The following is a 20,053-nucleotide window of genomic DNA, read 5'->3' as shown; positions in this document are numbered from 1 at the left end:
GTCGAAGCTTGTTCAACAGTTAACCCCATGCCGGGCAATCGCTAAGCGCTTAATTGTGTCAATACATCACTTTGCAACGGCCGCATCAGACCAGGCGTGAGGTGTCCTTGGCCGCGCGTACAAAGTCGCGGAACAGCGGATGCGGATCAAAGGGTTTGGATTTCAGTTCAGGGTGATATTGAACCCCGATGAACCACGGGTGATCTGTCCATTCAACGATTTCCGGCAGACGTCCATCCGGCGACATGCCCGAGAAGTTCAGGCCAGCACCTTCAAGCTGTTTGCGATATTTTATGTCCACCTCATAGCGGTGGCGGTGCCGCTCCTCGATCTGAGTGCCACCGTAAACCGCGGCCACTTTCGAACCTTCGGCCAAAACCGCGTTATACGCTCCCAGACGCATGGTGCCGCCCTTGTCGTCGCCGACTTTGCGTTCCACCTTATGGTTGCCCTGAACCCATTCCTTCAAGTGATAAACTACGGGTTCAAAACGCTTTTTACCGGCTTCGTGGTCGAATTCCTCAGAACCGGCCTCTGTGATGCCTGCTGCATTCCGCGCGGCTTCGATCACCGCCATCTGCATGCCGAGGCAGATACCCAGATACGGCACTTTGTGCTCGCGCGCATATTGCGCCGCCTTGATCTTGCCTTCGGTGCCACGCTCACCAAACCCGCCAGGCACGAGGATCGCGTGGAAGCCTTCCAGATGCGGGGCCGCATCTTCGGTATCGAAAATCTCGGCATCGACCCACTCGACTTTGACCCGAACCCGGTTGGCCATACCACCATGGGTCAGCGCCTCGGCAATCGACTTATAGGCATCTTCCAACTGGGTGTATTTGCCGACGATTGCGACCTTCACTTCACCTTCGGCGTTGTGGATGCGGTCGCTGACGTCCTCCCATTTCGCCAGATCGGGCTTAGGGGCGGGGCTGATCTGGAACGCGTCCAGAACCGCCTGATCCAAACCTTCACGGTGGTAGGCCAGCGGGGCGTCATAGATTGTGGACAGGTCTTGGGCCGCGATCACGCTATCGGGGCGCACGTTACAGAACAGCGCCAGCTTCTCGCGTTCCTTGGTCGGGATCGGCCCCTCGGACCGGCAAACCAGAATGTCGGGGGCCAGACCGATTGAGCGCAGCTCTTTCACCGAGTGTTGGGTTGGTTTGGTTTTTAACTCACCTGAGGCTTTGATGTAGGGCAGCAGCGTCAGGTGCATGAAAATACACTGGCCGCGCGGTTTGTCCTGGCTGAACTGACGGATGGCTTCAAAGAAAGGCAGGCCTTCGATGTCACCTACGGTGCCACCGATTTCGCACAGCATGAAATCAACCTCATCCTCACCGATGGCGATGAAATCCTTGATCTCATTGGTGACGTGGGGGATCACCTGAATGGTCTTGCCGAGGTAGTCTCCGCGGCGCTCTTTCTCCAGCACGTTGGAATAAATCCGCCCCGAACTGACCGAGTCGGTCTTGCGCGCGGCCACACCGGTGAAACGTTCGTAGTGACCAAGGTCCAGATCGGTTTCGGCCCCATCATCGGTGACAAAGACTTCGCCATGCTCGAACGGCGACATCGTGCCCGGGTCTACGTTCAGATAGGGGTCCAGCTTGCGCAGACGCACCGAATATCCCCGGGCTTGCAGCAAAGCACCCAAAGCCGCCGAAGCCAGCCCTTTGCCCAAGGATGAAACCACACCACCAGTGATGAAAATAAATCGCGCCATGTTTTTCGGCTGCTCCCGTGAGACGTCATTATCAGCTGCCCGGCGGCTTGAAAAAAACCGCAGCACCACGGGACTTCACATATAAAGGATTCGCGCCCATAGCGCAAGAGAACCGCAAGATGCTGTTGCAGTTCTCTTTAAGATTTCTAGGTTTTGTGTATCAGTCGGCTTGCGGGATCAGCGGTGCGTTGTCGCCCTGTGCGGGGGGCAGTAGGTCATCCGCCGACGGAACCGCCGGTGTGCTTTCTTCAGTCGCGGCCGGGGCCGGAACACCCAAACGGTCAATCACCGAACTGCCCGAAGACTTCTGCGCCGCCAGAATCGTCAGCGTGATCGAGGTCACGATAAAGCAGGCAGCCAAGATCCAGGTCAGCTTACCCAACGCGGTCGCCGCTGCACGCCCGGTCATGGCGCCACCACCGCCGCCACCCATCCCAAGGCCACCGCCTTCGGACCGCTGCATCAGCACAACGGCAATCAGGCCCAAAGCCAACAGAAGGTGGATGATGAGAACGACGTTTTCCATGGTGGTCCCGAACAGCGTAGCGTGTATCGCGTGGTACTTATGCAAGTTTGCCAGCGGGGGCAAGTCAGGAGTTCGCATCACCCTGCGTGATGTCTCATATCACGGCAAAGGGACTGGACAGAACGCTGGTACGTGACGCAGGCTGCGGCCCATGCCCCATGACGATCCTGACCACCCGCATGCCTTATTGCCGCCTGAACCCGCTTTGCGTGTCAAAGCGCTTGAAACGATTCTGACCCGCAAAGGGCTGATCGACCCGGCTGCGCTGGATGAGATCATTGATACTTATCAGAACAAGATCGGCCCACAGAACGGCGCGCATGTGATCGCAAAGGCCTGGAGCGATCCTGACTTCAAAACTGCGCTGTTGGAAAACGCCACCTCAGTAGTTGCGGATCTCGGCTATTACGGGCGGCAGGGCGAACATATCGTAGTGGTCGAGAATACGCCCGAACGGCACAACATGGTCGTGTGCACCCTATGCAGTTGTTATCCGTGGCCTCTGCTTGGCATTCCGCCGGGCTGGTACAAATCCGACGCTTATCGCGCCCGCGCCGTGCGCGAACCGCGCAAAGTGCTGGCTGAGTTTGGCGTTAAACTACCAGAAGGCACTGCGGTCCGGGTCTGGGATTCGACGGCCGAGATTCGCTATCTTGTTCTACCCATGCGGCCTGCGGGCTCGGAAGACTTGAACGAACAAGAATTGGCGGCACTGGTCACGCGTGACAGCATGGTCGGAACGGGGCTGGCAAAGGTGCCATCATGACCCGCGTTCACGATATGGGCGGGCGCTTCGGAGATGGGCCAATCCAGCCGGACGGCGAAAACACCCCGGTTTTTGCCGAAGACTGGCACGCCCGGGCTCTGGCGGTCACTTTGGCGGCAGGGTTTCTGGGGCAGTGGAACATAGATATCTCGCGCCACGCGCGTGAGCGTCTTTCGCCCAAGGACTACGCGCGGTTTTCTTACTATGAGAAATGGATATCCGGCCTCGCCGATCTGTTGGTTGAACAAGGCGTGCTGTCCTTGGACGATCTGAAAAGCGCTAGCGGGGACCAACCGCATCCTCTTTCCGTGAAATGCTTGCGGAAGGATGCGGTTGCAGCGGCACTGGCCAAAGGCGGGCCAGCAGATCGTCCTTCGACCATCGCCCCGCGCTTTGCGCCGGGGCAGAATGTTGTCACTGCACATCCATCAGCCAATCGTCTGGTTGAAGGCGGCCATACCCGCCTGCCTGTCTACGCTTCAGGAGCACGGGGACGAATCCTGCGCCTGCACGGGGCCCATGTCCTGCCCGATTCAAACGCGCATGGATTGGGTGAGGCACCAGAACCGCTCTATGCCGTTCTGTTTCCTTCGTCAGAACTTTGGGCCAACCTGGAACATCCCGAGGATGAAGTGGTGTTAGACCTTTGGCAAAGCTATCTGGAGCCCGCATGAACACATGCCTAGAAGTCACTGCTCCCGAACCGGTCTTTGCCGAACCGTGGCACGCACAGGTCTTTGCCGTGACCGTGGCGTTGAATGAAGCTGGCTGGTTTGATTGGCCCGACTGGGCAGGGCGCTTTTCGAATACGCTGAAACGCAACGGTCTGAGCCGCGAATTGGATGGTGGGGATGATTATTTTCACGCCTGGCTTGAAACACTCGAAGCTCTGCTGACAGAACGTGGCGCGGCGGTGCCTGATGATCTGTGGAGCCTTCAACGGGAGTGGGAACAGGCCTATCTGACCACGCCTCATGGGCAGCCGGTGCATTTGCGGCAAGATTAGAAAAGGGGGCGCTGCCCCCGCCGCCCGTTCCGGGCGACTCCCCCGGGATATTTCTGGCCAGATGAACAGGGGATCCAGTCTTCACCTGGCTAAAAATATCCCCGCCGGAGGCATCGCGCGTCAGCGAGATTTTCATCTGCGGCGAAATACCGGTTTCCCTGCCGCCAGAGCCCCGGTATACGAGCCGAGTTTGATTACTCAGCACGAAAAGGACCGGATATGGCCAACGTGGTTGTTGTCGGCGCTCAGTGGGGCGACGAGGGAAAAGGCAAGATTGTCGACTGGCTCAGCGAACGGGCGGACGTGATCGCGCGTTTTCAGGGCGGGCATAACGCCGGTCACACGCTGGTCATTGACGGAGAAGTCTACAAATTGAACGCGTTGCCTTCGGGAGTCGTGCGCGGCGGCAAGTTGAGCGTTATCGGCAACGGGGTTGTGTTGGACCCTTGGCATTTGATTGGAGAAATCGCTTCAATCCGTGAGCAGGGTGTCGAGATCACTCCCGAAACGCTGATGATCGCCGAAAACACCCCGCTGATTCTGCCCATTCACGGTGAGTTGGATCGTGCCCGCGAAGAAGCCGCTAGCAAAGGGACCAAAATCGGGACGACAGGGCGCGGCATTGGGCCCGCTTACGAAGACAAGGTTGGTCGCCGGTCTGTTCGTGTTGCTGATCTGGCTGACGAGGCGACGCTCGAGGCGCGGGTCGATCGCGCGTTGCAACACCATGACCCGCTGCGCAAAGGTCTCGGTATTGAACCGGTCGACCGCGACGCGCTGTTGGCGCAGCTGAAAGAGATCGCGCAGCAGATTTTGCCGTTTGCGGCACCCGTTTGGAAAGTGCTGAACGAGAAACGGAAGGCTGGCAAACGCATCCTGTTTGAAGGCGCGCAAGGTGCGTTGCTGGATATCGACTTCGGAACTTATCCGTTTGTAACCTCGTCGAATGTGATCGCCGGGCAGGCGGCGACGGGGGTGGGTATTGGTCCGGGATCTGTGGATTTCGTTCTGGGCATCGTCAAAGCCTACACCACCCGTGTTGGTGAGGGGCCGTTCCCAACTGAACTGGACGACGATGATGGTCTGCGTCTTGGAACCCGTGGGCATGAGTTTGGCACCGTTACGGGCCGCAAACGTCGCTGCGGTTGGTTCGACGCTTGCCTCGTTCGCCAGACCTGTGCCACCAGCGGCGTCAATGGTATCTCGCTGACCAAACTTGATGTTCTGGACGGATTTGAGACACTCAAGATCTGCACCGGCTATGACTTGGACGGGGACCGTTTGGATTATCTGCCCACCGCCGCCGATCAGCAGGCCCGCTGCAAGCCGATCTACGAAGAAATGCCGGGGTGGAGCGAATCCACCGAAGGTGCACGCAGCTGGGCGGATTTGCCTGCCAATGCGATTAAATATGTGCGTCGGGTCGAAGAGCTGATTGAATGTCCAGTGGCCCTTCTGTCCACCAGTCCGGAGCGGGATGACACCATTCTGGTGACCGACCCGTTTGCAGACTGATGAGCGACGACAAAGCCCCTGGCCTTAGCTACAAGGCTCGCCGCCGTTGGTCCTTGGTGATCTTGTTGGTGGGGCTGCCGCTTTACATCGTGGCGGTGGTAACAGTTGTGAACTGGCTGGACCGCCCGTCTATTCTGGTCGAGTTGCTGGTTTATGTCGTCCTGGGGATCGTCTGGGCCTTGCCCTTCAAATTTGTCTTCCGCGGGGTCGGCAAGGAAGACACGCAAGACCACTGATCCGAAACGAGAAAGGGCCGAGATATGTCTCGGCCCCTTGCGTTTAGGGGGGTGATCAGCCTACTGCGCGTTCATTGTTGGGTCGAAATCCGATCAGGTTCGAGGCGGCAAACCGACCGCCTCCGGCTTTCTGGATTTTACCATCGCGCAGCAATTGACCGAAAGAGCGAAGGCTTTCTTCGCGATTGAACTCATCCTGTTTCAACGAACGGACCTTGTTCATCAATTGTGGGCGCGAGAATTGTTCCTGACCCTCGATGAAGGACAGATAAGATGCCGCTGCTTCAAGCAGATCCAGCAAAGATTGTGCCCCTTGTTCGTGTGCGAACTGGGCGAACCCGCTTTCCTCTGCCGTGCTGCCCTCTTGATCAGTTTTGACCCGACGGGGGGCAACCGGGCCCGAAATCGCCTCGCTCTGATCGACGCGCTGTTCTGCAACTAGTTTCAAAGGCGCCGCTGCATCGGATTCGGGGCGCATGCTGGTGACCTGAATTTCGGGGCGGCGCGGGCTGACGGCCGAGGCCAGATCGCCGCGATAGGGTTGATCTGCCGCTGCCATATCGGTCTTGCCATCAACCTCGGCAGCCGCAACAGCATTGCGCAGGTGCGAATAGGTTTCGCGCGTGTCGCTGGCCGATGGAGTGCCCATCTGCTGGTCGGCTTTTTCCATCAGGCGAAGAACGTCCTGATCCAACGTGCTTTCTTCTTTGGATTTGGCATCTGTGCCGCCTGCCATTTCGGCTTCAACGCTTGAGATATCATCCAGAAGGTTTCTCTCATCCTCGGCGGACAGAACACCCTGGGCGGTGGTCTCTTCTGCTTGCTCTGCCGCGCTCTGATCTTTCATGATGTTCAGGATGTCATCGGTGACCGTGTCATCCTGGGTGGTGGTTTCGGGTTCAATTTGCAAAGCATCGCCGGGTTGGACATCCGCTACCGCTTCGTCTTCGAAGAACTCGGCAACGGCGGAAAGAGCATCTTCTTTCGCCGCAGGTTTCGCTGCTGCCGGTGCTGGCTCCAAATCCTCCTCGGTCAGAGCGCCGGCTTCAAACGCGGCTGCTACCGCATCGACAGGGGCCGGGTTTGCGCCAAGCAGAGAGTTATCATCGTCTTCGGCATCAGTCATCGGGGCTGTGTTCGAATGCGTGACCACAGCGCGGATGCGCTGCAACTTGGCTGAGATGCTGTCAGCCGCAAGGGGCTCAACGTCAGTTGCGGGGTGTTCAACCGAAGAGGGGGCGGCAACGGTCGAAGGCGATGGCGGGCGGGGCGAGGACATGGCTGCATCCTTTGTGGCAGTCTCGGGCGCGGTGTCCGGCGCGGTTTTTGTGGCGCGCAGAAGCAGGCCGGTTTCATCTTGCCGGGCCTCTACGTGTTGGGCTTTGTCGCCTTGGGCAATGCGCGACAGCATTTCAGCATCCAGTCGTGGGGGTTCCGAACCGAAGTACCGATCATCTGCTGCGATTTCGCGGAAGTAGTCTGCAATGGCTTTGAGTGTTTCAAACGAATTGTCGAACCCTTCTAAAGTGCAGGAAAAGGCCCCATAAGAAACAGTTAACACCTTCTTATTCTGTACCATCAGACACACGTCCTCTACAAACTAACAAAGCCAACTTACCCAGAATCGGGCGCACACATTGGCTTACAGCTCTACATGAACCTATCAATTTGTGGTCTCAATGTGTCCAAATCCGAAAAAAATGATCAATCTGAGAAAAAATAAGCCAATTGTGCGTTCAAACGGCCCAATTGGCCTGGTTGGAGGGGGGCAAATTGGGGTTTCCGACCTGAGTTTGGTGCTGAAACGTGTCAATTCAGTGGTCGCTGCGGATGGCGGCGCATCGATTCTGGTTGATTCGGGCGTTATGCCCGAGGCCGTGATCGGTGATTTTGATTCAATAAGCATGGCTACGCGCGGGCATATACCCGCGGACCGTCTGTTTCAGATTGATGAACAGGACAGCACGGATTTTGATAAAGCCCTGCGCAGCATCGACGCCCCGCTTGTGATTGGGGCTGGTTTTCTGGGCGGACGTCTGGATCACCAACTGGCGGTGCTCAATGCTCTGGTCACACGACCCAGCCCGGTTTGTATCTTGTTGGGGGAACATGAGGTGGTGTTTCACGCGCCTCCATCGATCATTCTGGATTTGACGCCGGGCGATGTTATCTCTCTGTTCCCGCTGCGCCGAGTGACGGGACAAAGCCAGGGTCTGGAATGGTCCATCGATAAGCTGGTTTTTGAGCCGGATGGGCAAGTTGGAACCTCGAACCAAGTGGTGTCGCAGGTTCAGCTGAGCCTGGATGGGCCCGGGCTGCTGGTCATGGTGCCGCGCGCCGCACTGGATCAGGTCATGCAGGTGTTTCTGTCGGGGCAGACCGGGCGGTGGCCCTCTCTCGCAGAATGACATACAGCCCGGCGGCCATGGTGATCAGGATGCCAAGCGCTGCGATCCCGTTGGGCAGATCGTAGAAGATCAGCCAACCAAACAGGGTTGCCACCGGGATTTCCAAATATTGCATTGGGGCCAGCGTTGCCGATGGCGCAAAGCGTAGCGACCATGTCATCAAAAGATGGGCGACGGTTCCTAGAATGCCGATGGCCAGCAACAACCAATGGGCGTTGCCGGTTGGCATGACCAAAGACAGCTCCCAAATTCCGGATTGGGTTCCCCACAGTATGAGGGGGAGCAGAAAGATCGTAGCCATCACTCCCGAAACCGCCTGCAAGGATACCGGATCGGTTTCCTTAGCGATCTGTCGGGTGACCAGCATGAACAGCGCAAAAACCACGGCAACGATCAGTGGTAGCAAGGCGGGCAATCCTACTTCGGCAAAGCTTGGCTGGATCACCAACAAAGTGCCAGCAAATCCGACAACACATGCGATCAGACGCCGGTGGCCGACCTCTTCATTCAACACATACTTTCCAAGCAGCAGCATGATGAAGGGCATCACGAATGCAATAGCGACCGCATCTGCCAGTGGCAGGAATTGCAGCGCGCTGAACATCGCTGTGATGCCGATGATATGAAGACCGGTGCGGAACACGGTCAGACGAAGCACGCGCCCCCGCATGCGCCAGGGTCGGCCCGTTGCGGCCACCAGCGGGATCAGGATCACCGCTTGAATCGCAAAGCGGACCAGCACCAGCAGCCCCAGCGGAGTGGATTCGCCCAGCAGCTTGGCGATTGAATCGCCAAGCGGTGCGAGCACGCAGAAACCAAGCATCAGAACGATGCCGAAAACGGGACGATCCTGTGTCATGGGCGCGACGCTAACCGTTTCGGATCACTGTGGAAAGCGTTGTTCTCAGGCGTCGGGCAGAGGTTGAACTTTTGTGTAATCCGGTCCGATGCAGGTGGGCAGACCATCACCAAGCTTGAGCCAGTTCAGCTTTTCCTCATGCGCCACATGCAGGGTCGGTTGCAACGCCTCGGGGTTGTCCAGGGTTGCAACATATAGATGCAGCACATCGGACATCTTGCGCGATCGAAATGAGATCGGGGTTCCGCAATGGGGGCAAAAGCTGCGCTCTGCTCCGGGAGAAGAGTTGAAGCGCTTGGGCTCTTCACCGGTCCAGCGCCACTGACCGTCGCGGATCCCGAAATATGTGGTCATCGGTGCGGCGCATTGACGGCGGCAGCTGTCGCAATGGCAAGTGACGCAGGACAGAACCGGAGGGTCGACGTGGTAGCTGATATTGCCACACAGGCACTGTCCGCGCATTACATCCCCTCCGTTATTCCGTCAGCAGTTTGGCACGTTGACGGCCAGACCGCCAAGCGATGTCTCCTTATACTTCTCGTGCATGTCCTGGCCGGTCTGGCGCATCGTTTCGATCACCGAATCCAGCGGCACGAAATGCTGCCCATCACCGCGCAGCGCCAGTGACGCGGCAGAGACCGCTTTGATCGCGCCCAACCCGTTCCGTTCGATGCAGGGAACCTGCACAAGGCCTGCAACGGGATCGCAGGTCATGCCCAGATGATGTTCCAGCGCGATTTCTGCCGCGTTTTCCACCTGCTCAGGCGTGCCTCCCATCACTGCGCACAATCCAGCAGCGGCCATGGCGGAGGCGCTGCCAACCTCGGCCTGACAGCCCGCTTCAGCGCCCGAGATCGAGGCGTTGAACTTGACCAATCCACCGATCGCGGCGGCGGTCAAAAGGAAATCTTCGACATGGCTTTCCGATGCACCCGGTACGTGGTCAAGATAGTAGCGTATGACCGCAGGCAGCACGCCTGCCGCACCATTGGTCGGCGAGGTTACAACCTGGCCACCAGCGGCGTTTTCCTCGTTAACAGCCATCGCGTAGACGCTCATCCAGTCATTGATCGTGTGGGGGGCGGTCAGGTTCATGCCACGCTCGGCTATCAGCGCATCATAGATGCCTTTGGCCCGTCTTCGTACCTTCAGGCCGCCGGGAAGAATGCCATCGGTCGCCAGGCCACGCTCGATGCAATCGTTCATGACCTGCCACAACCGGGCTGATCCCTTGGCGAAACTGTCTGCACAGCCGCGCACGACCTCGTTGTCGCGCTTCATCTGTGCGATGGATTTTCCGCTGGTTTTGGACATCTCCAACATCTCAGCGGCAGATTTGAAGGGGAACGGAACGGGCGGGGCGCCTTCATCCGTGGCTTTGCCATCGGCCAGTTCCTCTTCGGTCAAGACAAAGCCGCCGCCGATGGAATAAAACACCTGCCGCAAAATCACATCGCCTTGCGCGTCGGTTGCCATCAGGATCATCCCGTTGGCGTGACCGGGCAGGGTGTGGTCATAGTCAAAGACCAAATCAGCTTTGGGGTCGAAATTCAGGGTTGGCAGATTGTCAGGCGAAACCGTGTGGGTTTCGGCGATTGAAGCCAGCGCAGCCTCGGCTTTGTCTCGGTCGTAGGTTTCGGGCACAAATCCGGCGAGGCCCAGAATGGTGGCCCGGTCAGTGGCGTGACCAACCCCTGTAAAGGCCAGCGACCCGTGTAGCGACCCGCGCAGGCCAGCAAATTCGAATGGCGATGCGCGCATCATGTCCAGAAAACGCGCCGCAGCCACCATCGGGCCCATCGTGTGCGAGGAAGACGGGCCAATGCCCACCTTGAACATATCAAAAACCGAGAGGAACATGTCAGACAGCTGACCCTTCTGGAGGAGTGGCGTAAGTAGGCGAAGTAAACGGATTGGCCCCAAGCCCTTCGGCGGCGATGGCGGCACGGGTCGCAGGACGCGATTCCAGTTGCATCAGGATTCTCTGCAAATAGGGCGTATCTGCCAGTTGATACCAGCTACGATCGGCTTTCGCAGGATAGAGCGCCATCCAGCGCATCATGCATCCCAGGTAATACGTCAGGACCGAGGGTTGATCGGCATGCAGCCAATCGGGGGCTTGTTTTGCGACGACGTCGAGATTTTGCAGATGCGCCTGCAACCGGGGCCGTATGCCGGCGCGCAGGGCCTCGGCCTGTGATGGGGCGATGTATTTCTCGGCATAGAACAGAATGCGCAGATCGGCGTGCAGCGTGTTCGACGCAAAGAACAACCATTTCAAAAATGCCGCGCGATCCGGGTGATCGGCGGCTGGGGCAAGGTGTGCCTGCGTGTCGGCAAGCCACAGCAGGATGGCAGCGGTCTCGAAAATCGCTCCCTGCGGCGTTTCCAGAACCGGGATCAGACCGTTTGGGTTCAGCGCACGATAGGCGGCGCTGTCCTGTTCGTTCTGGCCGCGATCGACCAGCAGGGTTTCATAGGGCAAGCCCATCTCTTCCAACACCAGCCGGATCACCAGTGAGGCGTTGTCGGGGGCATAATGCAGGCGATAGGGCTGTGTCATGGCGCGTATCTATGGTGCAAAGCGAACAGGGGAACGCATGATTGCGACGTATCCGATGGGAAACGCGTAGTTCAGCAGACTTTCCTGGGGCTCTGGCATGAATTGGGTCTCGCAGTTGCGTTTTGCATTCCGTATAACTCAAAAAAAAACAATTCGGGAAAGCTGCCGATGACCGCTGAGATGTCGCCAATCGATACCGCAAAATATGTCGCGGCAAGGCGCGCGGCTGACATGGTCGAAGACGGAATGCGTGTCGGGCTGGGAACCGGTTCAACCGCAGCCTGGCTGGTGCGTCGGTTGGGCGAGCGGGTGGCGCAGGACGGTTTGCGGATCAAGGGTGTTCCTACCTCGACCCGAACGGCGCAGCTGGCGCGTGAGGTCGGGATCGAGGTCGTTTCTTTGGATCAGGCCGGGTGGCTGGATTTGACGATTGACGGAGCAGATGAGTTCGATGGCGATCTGAACCTTATCAAAGGTGGCGGCGGGGCACATCTTCAGGAAAAGATCGTGGCGACCGCCAGCGATCAAATGGTGGTGATTGCCGATGCAGGCAAAGAGGTCGAAACCCTCGGTGCGTTTCCCTTGCCAGTCGAGGTGATCCCTTTCGGCTGGCAGACTACGCGCACCCTGATCGAAGAAGTTCTGGATACGATGGATGTGCTGGGCACCAACTGTGCGCTGCGGATGAATGGCGAGGCCCCCTATGTGACGGACGAGGGTAACCATGTCCTGGACCTGCATCTGCAACGCATCGGCAACGCCCGCCAGATGGCGCTGGTGCTCAATCAGGTGCCTGGCGTGGTTGAGAATGGTCTGTTTATCGATATTTGCGACAAGGTCATCGTGGGCCATGGGGATGGTCGGGTCGAGTTGAGGGACATCAACGCAGGCACGATCGAGATGGATCAGCTGCTGAGCGGCGCGCGCGAGAACCTGTTTTCGGATCTGGCGGATTGATCCGGACCCTTTCGATACACGGCCCTATGGATGAAAAAACCAAGTTCTGCGCGGCAAGGGGTTGGCAGCTGACTTTTTGCGCCCAGATATCCAAAGACTTTTTGAAGACTGAACGAAGGAACCCGGCATGAGCTTTGACTATGATCTGTTTGTCATCGGAGGCGGCTCTGGCGGGGTGCGCGCGGCGCGCGTGGCGGCAGGAGAAAACGGTGCCAAGGTGGCGCTGGCCGAAGAGGACCGCTATGGTGGCACCTGCGTGATCCGGGGCTGTGTGCCGAAGAAGCTGATGGTCTTTGCCAGCGAGTATTCGGGCATTGTCGGGGATGCACAGGCTTATGGTTGGGACATCCAGCCCGGTGCCTTCGACTGGAATACCTTCCATGGCAAGCTGGTCACCGAACTGGACCGCCTGGAAGGCATCTATCGCAATATCCTAAAGAAAAACGGCGTCGAAAGCTTTGATCAGCGCGCCCATCTTGTCGATCCGCACACGATTGAGCTGGCCGATGGAACCCGCAAAACCGCCAAGCACATACTGATTGCAACAGGTGGCCGCCCAGTGGTTCCGGATTTCCCCGGTTCTGATTTGGCAATCACATCGAATGAGATTTTCCATCTGCCGAAACTACCCGAAAGCATTCTGATCGTCGGTGGCGGTTACATCGCAAGCGAGTTCGCAGGCATCATGAACGGATTGGGGGTCAAGACCACACAATTCTATCGCGGCGCACAAATCCTGCGTGGGTTCGACGAAGAAGCGCGCGGGCTGATCTGTGAAGAGATGCGCCAGAATGGGATTGATGTGCGTCTGGGGACCAATGTGCTGGAGATGACCAAACAGGGCGACAAGATCCGCGTCAAAGCCACGGACGGGACCGAGGATCAGTTTGACGTCGTGATGTACGCCACCGGTCGCGCACCGAATGCCGATAATCTGGGGCTGGAGGCCGTAGGCGTCGAACGTGGCCGTAAGGGTGAGATTGTCGTGGACGAATACAGCCAAACCGGCGTGCCTTCGATCTACGCTATTGGTGACGTGACAGACCGGGTGAACCTGACTCCGGTCGCCATCCGCGAGGGCATGGCTTTTGTCGAAACCGTGTTCAAAGGCAACCCAACACCCGTGGATCATGAGCTAATCCCAACCGCGATTTTCACACAGCCGGAATTCGGTACAGTTGGACTGAGCGAAGAAGAAGCGTCGGCTCAGGAACCAATTGAGGTCTATGCCACCTCGTTCAAACCCATGCAGAAGGCCTTCGCTGGTGGCACGCAGCGGGTTCTGATGAAGCTGATCGTCAGCCAGGCAACGCGCAAGGTGCTGGGTTGTCATATCGTAGCCCCCGGCGCGGGTGAGATGATTCAGTTGGCTGGGATCGCCGTGAAAATGGGCGCCACCAAGGAAGATTTTGACCGCACGGTTGCCGTTCATCCGGTGATGGCCGAGGAATTGGTGACAATGCGGCAACCTGTACGCACGGCTTGATTTGCAACTGCGCGCACACAAGTTACAAGGGACTCCGTGATCACACGGGCCAAGATAAAGGAATTGAGACATATGGCGGGCAACAGCGGTGGCCCCTGGGGGGGCGGAGGCTCTTCAGGTGGTGGAGGAAATCGGGGAAACAACGGGGATGGTCGAAAGCCACCCGAAGGCGACGGCCCGCAGATCCCCGAGATCGATGAGCTGATGAAAAAAGGCCAAGAGCAGCTGCGCGTTCTGATGGGCGGTCGTGGCGGCGGTGGCCGTGGCTCCAATGGTTCAGGCGGCGGTGGCGGTGGCCCGTTGTTTACCAAAGGGACTGTGGCGATTGGTGCATTGGTTGCCGTTGGCCTTTGGGCGGCTGCCAGTTTTTACACCGTGAAACCCGAAGAACAGTCTGTAGAGCTGTTTTTGGGTGAGTTTTCCGCTGTCGGGAATCCGGGTCTGAACTTTGCACCTTGGCCGCTTGTGACCGCCGAAGTCATTCCGGTCACACGCGAACAGAACGAAGACATGGGTGGTGCTCGCGGCAGCGACGATGGTTTGATGCTGACCGGCGATGAAAATGTCGTCGATATTGACTATCAGGTCGTGTGGAACATCAGTGACCCTGCCAAGTATCTCTTTAACCTGCGCGACCCACGCCAAACGATTCGCGCCGTTTCGGAATCGGCGATGCGTGAGATCATTGCACAAAGCGAGCTGGCACCGATTCTGAACCGGGATCGTGGTGTCATTGCCGACCGCCTGCAGGAGCTGATTCAGTCAACGATGGACAGCTATGATTCCGGTGTGAACATCGTCCGTGTGAACTTCGACAAGGCCGACCCGCCTCAGGACGTTATCGCAGCCTTCCGCGATGTTCAGGCCGCCGCGCAGGAGCGTGACCGTCTGCAAAACGTCGCTGACGCTTATGCCAACCGGGTTCTCGCTGAGGCGCGTGGTGAAGCCGCGCAGGTTCTGGAAGAGGCCGAAGGCTATCGCGCCCAGCAGATCAACAGCGCGCAGGGTGAAGCCAGCCGTTTCAGCGCGGTTTTGGAAGAATATAGCAAAGCCCCTGATGTGACACGAAAACGTCTGTATCTGGAACGTATGGAGCAGGTACTGGGCGATGTTGACAAGATCATCCTTGACGAGAACTCGACCGGCTCAGGGCAGGGCGTTGTGCCTTATCTGCCGCTGAACGAACTGCGTCGCAGCCCTGCAGGGGAGAGCAACTGATGCGTAAGTCACCTATAATCCTGATCATCGTTGCTATTCTGGCCGTTGCCGGTTTGTCATCGATTTTTATCGTGGACGAGCGTGAACGCGCGCTGGTTCTGCAATTCGGCCGCGTTGTTACGGTGAAAGAAGAGCCGGGCCTTGCGTTCAAAATCCCCCTTATTCAAGAAGTCGTGCGTTACGACAACCGCATCCTGTCGATCGACGTGCAACCGCTTGAAGTGACACCTCTGGATGACCGTCGTCTTGTTGTCGACGCTTTCGCGCGCTACCGGATTTCGGATCTGGAGCAGTTCCGTCAGGCCGTTGGTGTCGGTGGTATCCCCGTGGCCGAGGATCGTCTGGATCGCATCCTGCGGGCCGAAACCCGCGAAGTGCTGGGTTCGGTTTCGTCGCGTGATATCCTGAGTTCGGATCGTGCGGCACTGATGCTGCGTATCCGCAACAGCGCGATTGCCGAAGCGCAGGCGTTGGGTGTCAGCGTGATCGACGTCCGCTTGAAAGCCACCGATCTGCCGCAGGCCAACCTTGAGGCCACATTTGACCGGATGAAGGCCGAGCGGGAACGTGAAGCCACCGACGAACGTGCACGCGGTAACGAAGCGGCGCAGCGAGTTCGTGCGCAGGCCGACCGGACTGTGGTCGAATTGGTTTCGGACGCCAATCGTGAGGCCGAGATCATTCGCGGTGAAGCTGATGCCGAACGCAACGCGATCTTTGCCGAAGCGTATGGTGCGGACCCAGAGTTCTTTGAATTCTACCGCTCTCTGACCGCCTACGAGAACGCCTTGCAGGGCAGCAACAGCTCGTTGATCCTGAGCCCGGATTCCGAGTTCTTCAACTACCTGTCGTCGCCTACCGGGCGTCCGGCACCGGCTGCTCCGGCGTCTGAGTAATGGGGATGATCCTTCTGGCCCTTGGGCTGGTGCTGATCGTTGAGGGGCTGGCCTATGCGCTGGCCCCTTCGCTTATTGAACGGATGCTCGAGGCGCTCCGGTCCCTTCCGGAACAGGCGCGACGGCTGTCAGGATTGCTGTGCGTGGTCAGTGGACTGGCTCTGATCTGGGGTGCCTATCAGGTCGGGTTTTAACGTTAGGGCTTCACGCGCTGGTGATTTCCCCGCGATCCTGAGTTGCGAGCCGCAGCAAACCGACTACATTGGATGCCAAGAGGGCGGCCATAGGGCGGTTCGCCAAGAGTGACGACAAGGAGTTCCCAGGTGCAGGCACAAGCACGCAGTATGTCCGTTCGGCAGAACGAAGGGTTTGGTTTTATGCGGCTGATGTGGCTGGCATTTGCGGGAATGGTTCTGATCGCTGCGCAGACGGTGGCGGCGTATGCGCGTGGCGAAAGCCTGGCACCGCTTGCGGAACAGATCAGCCCGGCTGTGGTGAACATCACCACATCGACCCTGATCGAAGGACAAACCGGCCCGCAGGGCATTGTTCCCGAAGGATCACCGTTCGAGGATTTCTTTCGTGAGTTCCAGGACCGTGGGGACAATGGCGAAAACGTTCCGCGTCGCAGCAATGCGCTGGGCTCGGGGTTTGTGATCTCGGAAGACGGGTTCATCGTGACCAATAATCACGTCATTGCCGAAGCGGACGAAATCCTGGTGGAGTTCTTCCCGGGCGATGGTCAGCCTAAGAAAGAGCTACCCGCCAAAGTGATCGGCACCGATGAAAAAACCGACATTGCTCTGCTCAAAGTCGAAGCTTCTGGCCCGCTAAAATACGTCCAATTCGGCGACAGCGACATTGCGCGCGTCGGGGATTGGGTGATTGCCATGGGCAACCCGCTGGGGCAGGGATTCTCGGTCTCGGCTGGGATCGTATCTGCGCGCAACCGCGCACTGAGCGGGTCATATGATGACTACATCCAGACCGACGCGGCGATCAACCGGGGCAACTCGGGCGGTCCGCTGTTCAACATGGATGGCCAGGTGATCGGGGTGAACACCGCGATCCTTTCGCCCAATGGTGGGTCGATCGGGATTGGTTTTTCGATGGCTTCGAACGTAGTTGTCAAAGTTGTCGATCAGCTGCGCGAATTCGGGGAAACCCGCCGGGGTTGGCTGGGTGTCCGTATTCAGGACGTGACCGAAGATATGGCCGAAGCCATGGGCCTTGAAAAACCCGGTGGTGCGCTGATCAGTGATGTGCCCGAAGGTCCAGCGAAAGAGGCGGGCCTGCTGGCGGGTGACGTCATCCTCAGCTTTGACGGCGTCGATGTCGAGGATACGCGCGGCCTTGTCCGTCAGGTAGGTGAAACAACCGTGGGCAAAGCCGTCCGCGTCGTGGTGAGCCGGGATGGCAGCACACAGACCGTTTTGGTCACGCTGGGCCGCCGCGAAGATGCGGAACGTACCGAGAATGGCGAAGAAGAAGCCGAAGACACACCTGCCAATGAAAACACGGATGTTCTGGGGCTGACTATTTCTCCGCTCACCGATATGCTGCGCGAAGAACTGGGGCTGGACGCGGATGCCGAAGGGCTGGTGGTTTCAGATGTGGATCAGGCTTCGGAAGCCTATGCCAAGGGCTTGCGTGCCGGAGATCTGATCACCGAAGCGGGCCAGCAAAAGGTTGCCACAATCGAAGACCTGGAAGACCGGATGGAAGAGGCACAGGTGGCCGGACGCAAGTCTCTGCTGTTGCTGGTGCGTCGTGGCGGTGACCCACGGTTTGTGGCGCTCAGCCTGGAAGAATAACACCGGGTTTGATCTGCCAAGCAATGATTTAAGAGGCTCCGATCCGGGGCCTCTTTTTTGTCCGCTGAGCTTTGATCAGGCTCTCTGAACTGAGGCTGGAAACAATGTCAAACATCATGTCGCAAACAGAGCGGACCTGATCCGAAACCCATGTTACGGGCCGGGTGAAAGGGCAAATCGTGTCGAATAACAAGACTATACAAAACCCTACATTGGCTATCGTCTTTGTCCTGATCGGCATGCTTGGGATTTCCCTCAACGACATGCTGATCAAGTTTCTGTCTGGCGGGTATCCTTTGCACCAAATGGTATTCACCCGTTCACTGATTGGGATCGGCTTTAGCCTCGCCCTGGTTCAGTTGGAGGGTGGATGGAATATCCTGAAGACCGATCAGCCGGGCCTGCATGTTCTTCGAGCGACGTTCCTAGTGATTGCGAATCTGACCTTTTTTACCGCGCTTGCGGTTATGCCTCTGGCCGAGGCGACGGCTGTGTTCTTTGTGGCCCCATTGATGATCACCTTGCTCAGCATCCCGATCCTGGGCGAAAAGGTCGGACCGATGCGCATTGGCGCGGTTCTGGTTGGGTTTGCCGGGGTGATCATCATGACACGCCCCTGGGAAAGCGGGGCAGAGCGCACGATCAGCCTGTGGATCTATGTCCTGCCCATTGCCGCCGCTTTCACCTATGCGCTGAACAACGTAATGACGCGGTATCTGGGCGCCAAATCCAAGGCGTCTGCCATGGCGGTCTATATTCAATCCGCCTTCATTGTTGTCAGCATTGTCTTCTGGCTGGTCGCCGGAGATGGGCGATTTGCCGAGGGTGTCGAGAATGAAAGCCTGCTGTTCCTGTTCCGCGCTTGGGTCTTACCCGAAGGTCATGACCTTTGGTTGTTCGCAGGGTTGGGGCTGAACGCAGCCCTTATCGGATATTGCCTGGGACAGGCCTATCGCATCGCAGATGCGGCCACCGTGGCCCCGTTTGAATATGTGGGCCTGCCTTTGGCGATTTTTTGGGGCTGGGTGATCTGGGGCGAGCTACCGGGCCTACCGGTTGTTTTGGGGATACTCTTGATCCTGGGGTCGGGTTTGTTTGTCTTCCTGCGGGAAAAACAAAAGAACCGAATGGTTGTACGTGGCAAACACGTGCATCGCAGGTACTGACACGCTTGGGTATGCAGAGTCTGAGTTTGCAAAGAAAATGAGCCATATGCCGGGACGACATATGGCTCAGATACAGGGAGAGATCAGTGGACAGATATCGGGGATGATTCTCTGACCTCCTACGGTAACAAGCTCACCTTAGGTCAGGTTCGACCCGTCGTTCTGTGAACCAGATCACACCAAACTACGAAATCGTCAGATCAGATCGGATTCGGCCAATTCGCGCAGGGCTTCGAAATCCTGAATCAGCAAACCTCCGCGCGAGGCTTCGACCACATTGTCGCGTTTCCAGGTCGAGATGGTTTTTGACACCGCCTCGCGCGTGGCGCCGACAAATTCGGCTAATTCGCTTTGCGACAGCGTGATTCGTTCCGATGGGTCATCCTGCAGGTTGGACAGATGAAGCAGTTTGCGCGCCAGCCGGATCGGCATAGGCAGAAAGACCTGCTCGTTCAGCTGTGATCCCATCCAGCGCATGCGCAAACCGGCCAGACGGACCATATCAACGGCCAGATCGGGATGTTCGCGGATTTGGCCCATCACATCGCGGCGGCGCACACGCAGAACGCGCGACGGCTCAGCAGCGGCGACTGTCGCTGTGCGTGGGCCGCTGTCAAACAGGGCAATCTCGCCAAAAACTTCGCCGGGCCGCATGAGGGTCAGCGTCAGCTTTCGCCCGCTCATGGCCAGAAACGACACTTCGAGCGTGCCTGAGAGTATCGCGTAGAGCGCGTCGCCCTCGTCGCCCTGTTCAAACAGGGTTTCCCCCTGTTCAAGGGTCAGTTCGGACGCAAGATCAGAGAGCATCTCTCGAAGCTCGTCAGAGGCTTCTGATAGAAAGCCACTAGAAGGAAAGGCCGTCATACGGGCGGTGAACTCCGGATTTAGGTGCTGAGTGGTGCCTTAAC

21 protein-coding genes are annotated in these 20,053 nt (G+C 58.0%); 13 read left to right on the top strand and 8 right to left on the bottom strand.

All coding sequences use genetic code 11. The annotated features are described in order from the left end of the window. Window positions 1-85: 85 nt before the first annotated feature. On the bottom strand, window positions 86-1,729 hold the full coding sequence (gene pyrG / locus AC2FFE_RS01950) for a CTP synthase (RefSeq protein WP_496818666.1): 1,644 nt from the start codon (window positions 1,727-1,729) through the stop codon (window positions 86-88). Between the two features lie 160 nt (window positions 1,730-1,889). After that, entirely contained in the window at window positions 1,890-2,255 is a 366-nt protein-coding gene (secG, locus tag AC2FFE_RS01945; RefSeq protein ID WP_170533101.1) for a preprotein translocase subunit SecG, read from the bottom strand. 151 nt (window positions 2,256-2,406) lie between these two features. Between secG and nthA the strand changes: the two genes are divergently transcribed. The 5 genes from nthA to AC2FFE_RS01920 all read left to right on the top strand — a co-directional run bounded on the left by nthA (window position 2,407) and on the right by AC2FFE_RS01920 (window position 5,778). After that, window positions 2,407-3,021, top strand: a complete 615-nt coding sequence (gene nthA, locus AC2FFE_RS01940) for a nitrile hydratase subunit alpha (protein ID WP_496845708.1) — start codon at window positions 2,407-2,409, stop codon at window positions 3,019-3,021. Beyond that, window positions 3,018-3,695, top strand: a complete 678-nt coding sequence (gene nthB / locus AC2FFE_RS01935) for a nitrile hydratase subunit beta (RefSeq protein WP_496818664.1) — start codon at window positions 3,018-3,020, stop codon at window positions 3,693-3,695. Before nthA ends, nthB begins: the two co-directional genes overlap by 4 nt. Further along, window positions 3,692-4,027, top strand: a complete 336-nt coding sequence (locus tag AC2FFE_RS01930) for a nitrile hydratase accessory protein (protein ID WP_496845707.1) — start codon at window positions 3,692-3,694, stop codon at window positions 4,025-4,027. The genes nthB and AC2FFE_RS01930 overlap by 4 nt, the downstream gene beginning before the upstream one ends. A gap of 219 nt (window positions 4,028-4,246) precedes the next feature. Beyond that, complete coding sequence (locus AC2FFE_RS01925; protein WP_496845706.1) at window positions 4,247-5,542, top strand: adenylosuccinate synthase; 1,296 nt, start codon at window positions 4,247-4,249, stop codon at window positions 5,540-5,542. After that, window positions 5,542-5,778, top strand: a complete 237-nt coding sequence (locus AC2FFE_RS01920; RefSeq protein ID WP_496845705.1) for a DUF2842 domain-containing protein — start codon at window positions 5,542-5,544, stop codon at window positions 5,776-5,778. Before AC2FFE_RS01925 ends, AC2FFE_RS01920 begins: the two co-directional genes overlap by 1 nt. A gap of 55 nt (window positions 5,779-5,833) precedes the next feature. On the opposite strand, the gene AC2FFE_RS01915 is transcribed toward AC2FFE_RS01920, so the two are convergent. Beyond that, a complete protein-coding gene (locus AC2FFE_RS01915; RefSeq protein ID WP_496818660.1) occupies window positions 5,834-7,357 on the bottom strand; it encodes a hypothetical protein in 1,524 nt (507 codons plus the stop codon). Window positions 7,358-7,457: 100 nt separating this feature from the next. On the opposite strand from AC2FFE_RS01915, the gene AC2FFE_RS01910 reads away from it, so the two are divergent. Then, the gene (locus AC2FFE_RS01910) at window positions 7,458-8,186 is read left to right on the top strand and encodes a thiamine diphosphokinase (protein WP_496845704.1); all 729 of its coding nucleotides are present in this window, start codon (window positions 7,458-7,460) and stop codon (window positions 8,184-8,186) included. On the opposite strand, the gene AC2FFE_RS01905 is transcribed toward AC2FFE_RS01910, so the two are convergent. Genes AC2FFE_RS01905 through AC2FFE_RS01890 form a run of 4 tightly spaced genes read right to left on the bottom strand, consistent with a single transcriptional unit; the run spans window position 8,131 to window position 11,608 of the window. Next, on the bottom strand, window positions 8,131-9,045 hold the full coding sequence (locus AC2FFE_RS01905; RefSeq protein WP_480547856.1) for a DMT family transporter: 915 nt from the start codon (window positions 9,043-9,045) through the stop codon (window positions 8,131-8,133). The genes AC2FFE_RS01910 and AC2FFE_RS01905 overlap by 56 nt on opposite strands. Before the next feature lie 45 nt (window positions 9,046-9,090). Further along, window positions 9,091-9,507, bottom strand: a complete 417-nt coding sequence (locus AC2FFE_RS01900; RefSeq protein ID WP_496818658.1) for a GFA family protein — start codon at window positions 9,505-9,507, stop codon at window positions 9,091-9,093. A 21-nt stretch (window positions 9,508-9,528) separates the two neighbouring features. Beyond that, on the bottom strand, window positions 9,529-10,905 hold the full coding sequence (locus AC2FFE_RS01895) for an L-serine ammonia-lyase (RefSeq protein WP_496818657.1): 1,377 nt from the start codon (window positions 10,903-10,905) through the stop codon (window positions 9,529-9,531). A gap of 1 nt (window position 10,906) precedes the next feature. Then, window positions 10,907-11,608, bottom strand: coding sequence for a glutathione S-transferase family protein (locus AC2FFE_RS01890; RefSeq protein ID WP_496845703.1), 702 nt, complete (start codon window positions 11,606-11,608; stop codon window positions 10,907-10,909). 168 nt (window positions 11,609-11,776) lie between these two features. On the opposite strand from AC2FFE_RS01890, the gene rpiA reads away from it, so the two are divergent. The 7 genes from rpiA (at window position 11,777) to AC2FFE_RS01855 (ending at window position 19,145) form a co-directional block, all read left to right on the top strand. Continuing rightward, window positions 11,777-12,565 carry a ribose-5-phosphate isomerase RpiA gene (gene rpiA / locus AC2FFE_RS01885; RefSeq protein ID WP_496845702.1) on the top strand — a complete coding sequence of 263 codons (789 nt, stop codon included), beginning with the start codon at window positions 11,777-11,779 and terminating at the stop codon, window positions 12,563-12,565. A gap of 127 nt (window positions 12,566-12,692) precedes the next feature. Beyond that, window positions 12,693-14,051, top strand: coding sequence for a glutathione-disulfide reductase (gene gor / locus AC2FFE_RS01880; RefSeq protein ID WP_496845701.1), 1,359 nt, complete (start codon window positions 12,693-12,695; stop codon window positions 14,049-14,051). A 72-nt stretch (window positions 14,052-14,123) separates the two neighbouring features. Next, window positions 14,124-15,269 carry an FtsH protease activity modulator HflK gene (gene hflK / locus AC2FFE_RS01875; RefSeq protein ID WP_480547862.1) on the top strand — a complete coding sequence of 382 codons (1,146 nt, stop codon included), beginning with the start codon at window positions 14,124-14,126 and terminating at the stop codon, window positions 15,267-15,269. Beyond that, window positions 15,269-16,165, top strand: coding sequence for a protease modulator HflC (gene hflC / locus AC2FFE_RS01870; protein ID WP_480547863.1), 897 nt, complete (start codon window positions 15,269-15,271; stop codon window positions 16,163-16,165). Before hflK ends, hflC begins: the two co-directional genes overlap by 1 nt. After that, the gene (locus AC2FFE_RS01865; protein WP_496818650.1) at window positions 16,165-16,359 is read left to right on the top strand and encodes a DUF2065 domain-containing protein; all 195 of its coding nucleotides are present in this window, start codon (window positions 16,165-16,167) and stop codon (window positions 16,357-16,359) included. Before hflC ends, AC2FFE_RS01865 begins: the two co-directional genes overlap by 1 nt. A gap of 150 nt (window positions 16,360-16,509) precedes the next feature. Continuing rightward, on the top strand, window positions 16,510-17,979 hold the full coding sequence (locus AC2FFE_RS01860) for a Do family serine endopeptidase (RefSeq protein ID WP_496845887.1): 1,470 nt from the start codon (window positions 16,510-16,512) through the stop codon (window positions 17,977-17,979). A 179-nt stretch (window positions 17,980-18,158) separates the two neighbouring features. Then, on the top strand, window positions 18,159-19,145 hold the full coding sequence (locus AC2FFE_RS01855; RefSeq protein WP_496845700.1) for a DMT family transporter: 987 nt from the start codon (window positions 18,159-18,161) through the stop codon (window positions 19,143-19,145). A 195-nt stretch (window positions 19,146-19,340) separates the two neighbouring features. Here the strand turns inward: AC2FFE_RS01855 and AC2FFE_RS01850 are convergent, their stop codons facing one another. Beyond that, window positions 19,341-20,009, bottom strand: coding sequence for a Crp/Fnr family transcriptional regulator (locus AC2FFE_RS01850; protein WP_480827580.1), 669 nt, complete (start codon window positions 20,007-20,009; stop codon window positions 19,341-19,343). Between the last annotated feature and the right edge of the window lie 44 nt (window positions 20,010-20,053).

It is taken from the genome of Ruegeria sp. YTSA168, assembly GCF_059610045.1.
This window is presented reverse-complemented; position numbering and strand designations above follow the sequence as displayed.

What these genes read in the sequence shown, in the direction of transcription:
- pyrG (WP_496818666.1), bottom strand. Translation starts at nt 1,729, where the DNA reads ATGGCGCGATTTATTTTCATCACTGGTGGTGTGGTTTCATCCTTGGGC.
- secG (WP_170533101.1), bottom strand. Translation starts at nt 2,255, where the DNA reads ATGGAAAACGTCGTTCTCATCATCCACCTTCTGTTGGCTTTGGGCCTG.
- nthA (WP_496845708.1), top strand. Translation starts at nt 2,407, where the DNA reads ATGCCCCATGACGATCCTGACCACCCGCATGCCTTATTGCCGCCTGAA.
- nthB (WP_496818664.1), top strand. Translation starts at nt 3,018, where the DNA reads ATGACCCGCGTTCACGATATGGGCGGGCGCTTCGGAGATGGGCCAATC.
- AC2FFE_RS01930 (WP_496845707.1), top strand. Translation starts at nt 3,692, where the DNA reads ATGAACACATGCCTAGAAGTCACTGCTCCCGAACCGGTCTTTGCCGAA.
- AC2FFE_RS01925 (WP_496845706.1), top strand. Translation starts at nt 4,247, where the DNA reads ATGGCCAACGTGGTTGTTGTCGGCGCTCAGTGGGGCGACGAGGGAAAA.
- AC2FFE_RS01920 (WP_496845705.1), top strand. Translation starts at nt 5,542, where the DNA reads ATGAGCGACGACAAAGCCCCTGGCCTTAGCTACAAGGCTCGCCGCCGT.
- AC2FFE_RS01915 (WP_496818660.1), bottom strand. Translation starts at nt 7,357, where the DNA reads ATGGTACAGAATAAGAAGGTGTTAACTGTTTCTTATGGGGCCTTTTCC.
- AC2FFE_RS01910 (WP_496845704.1), top strand. Translation starts at nt 7,458, where the DNA reads ATGTGTCCAAATCCGAAAAAAATGATCAATCTGAGAAAAAATAAGCCA.
- AC2FFE_RS01905 (WP_480547856.1), bottom strand. Translation starts at nt 9,045, where the DNA reads ATGACACAGGATCGTCCCGTTTTCGGCATCGTTCTGATGCTTGGTTTC.
- AC2FFE_RS01900 (WP_496818658.1), bottom strand. Translation starts at nt 9,507, where the DNA reads ATGCGCGGACAGTGCCTGTGTGGCAATATCAGCTACCACGTCGACCCT.
- AC2FFE_RS01895 (WP_496818657.1), bottom strand. Translation starts at nt 10,905, where the DNA reads ATGTTCCTCTCGGTTTTTGATATGTTCAAGGTGGGCATTGGCCCGTCT.
- AC2FFE_RS01890 (WP_496845703.1), bottom strand. Translation starts at nt 11,608, where the DNA reads ATGACACAGCCCTATCGCCTGCATTATGCCCCCGACAACGCCTCACTG.
- rpiA (WP_496845702.1), top strand. Translation starts at nt 11,777, where the DNA reads ATGACCGCTGAGATGTCGCCAATCGATACCGCAAAATATGTCGCGGCA.
- gor (WP_496845701.1), top strand. Translation starts at nt 12,693, where the DNA reads ATGAGCTTTGACTATGATCTGTTTGTCATCGGAGGCGGCTCTGGCGGG.
- hflK (WP_480547862.1), top strand. Translation starts at nt 14,124, where the DNA reads ATGGCGGGCAACAGCGGTGGCCCCTGGGGGGGCGGAGGCTCTTCAGGT.
- hflC (WP_480547863.1), top strand. Translation starts at nt 15,269, where the DNA reads ATGCGTAAGTCACCTATAATCCTGATCATCGTTGCTATTCTGGCCGTT.
- AC2FFE_RS01865 (WP_496818650.1), top strand. Translation starts at nt 16,165, where the DNA reads ATGGGGATGATCCTTCTGGCCCTTGGGCTGGTGCTGATCGTTGAGGGG.
- AC2FFE_RS01860 (WP_496845887.1), top strand. Translation starts at nt 16,510, where the DNA reads ATGTCCGTTCGGCAGAACGAAGGGTTTGGTTTTATGCGGCTGATGTGG.
- AC2FFE_RS01850 (WP_480827580.1), bottom strand. Translation starts at nt 20,009, where the DNA reads ATGACGGCCTTTCCTTCTAGTGGCTTTCTATCAGAAGCCTCTGACGAG.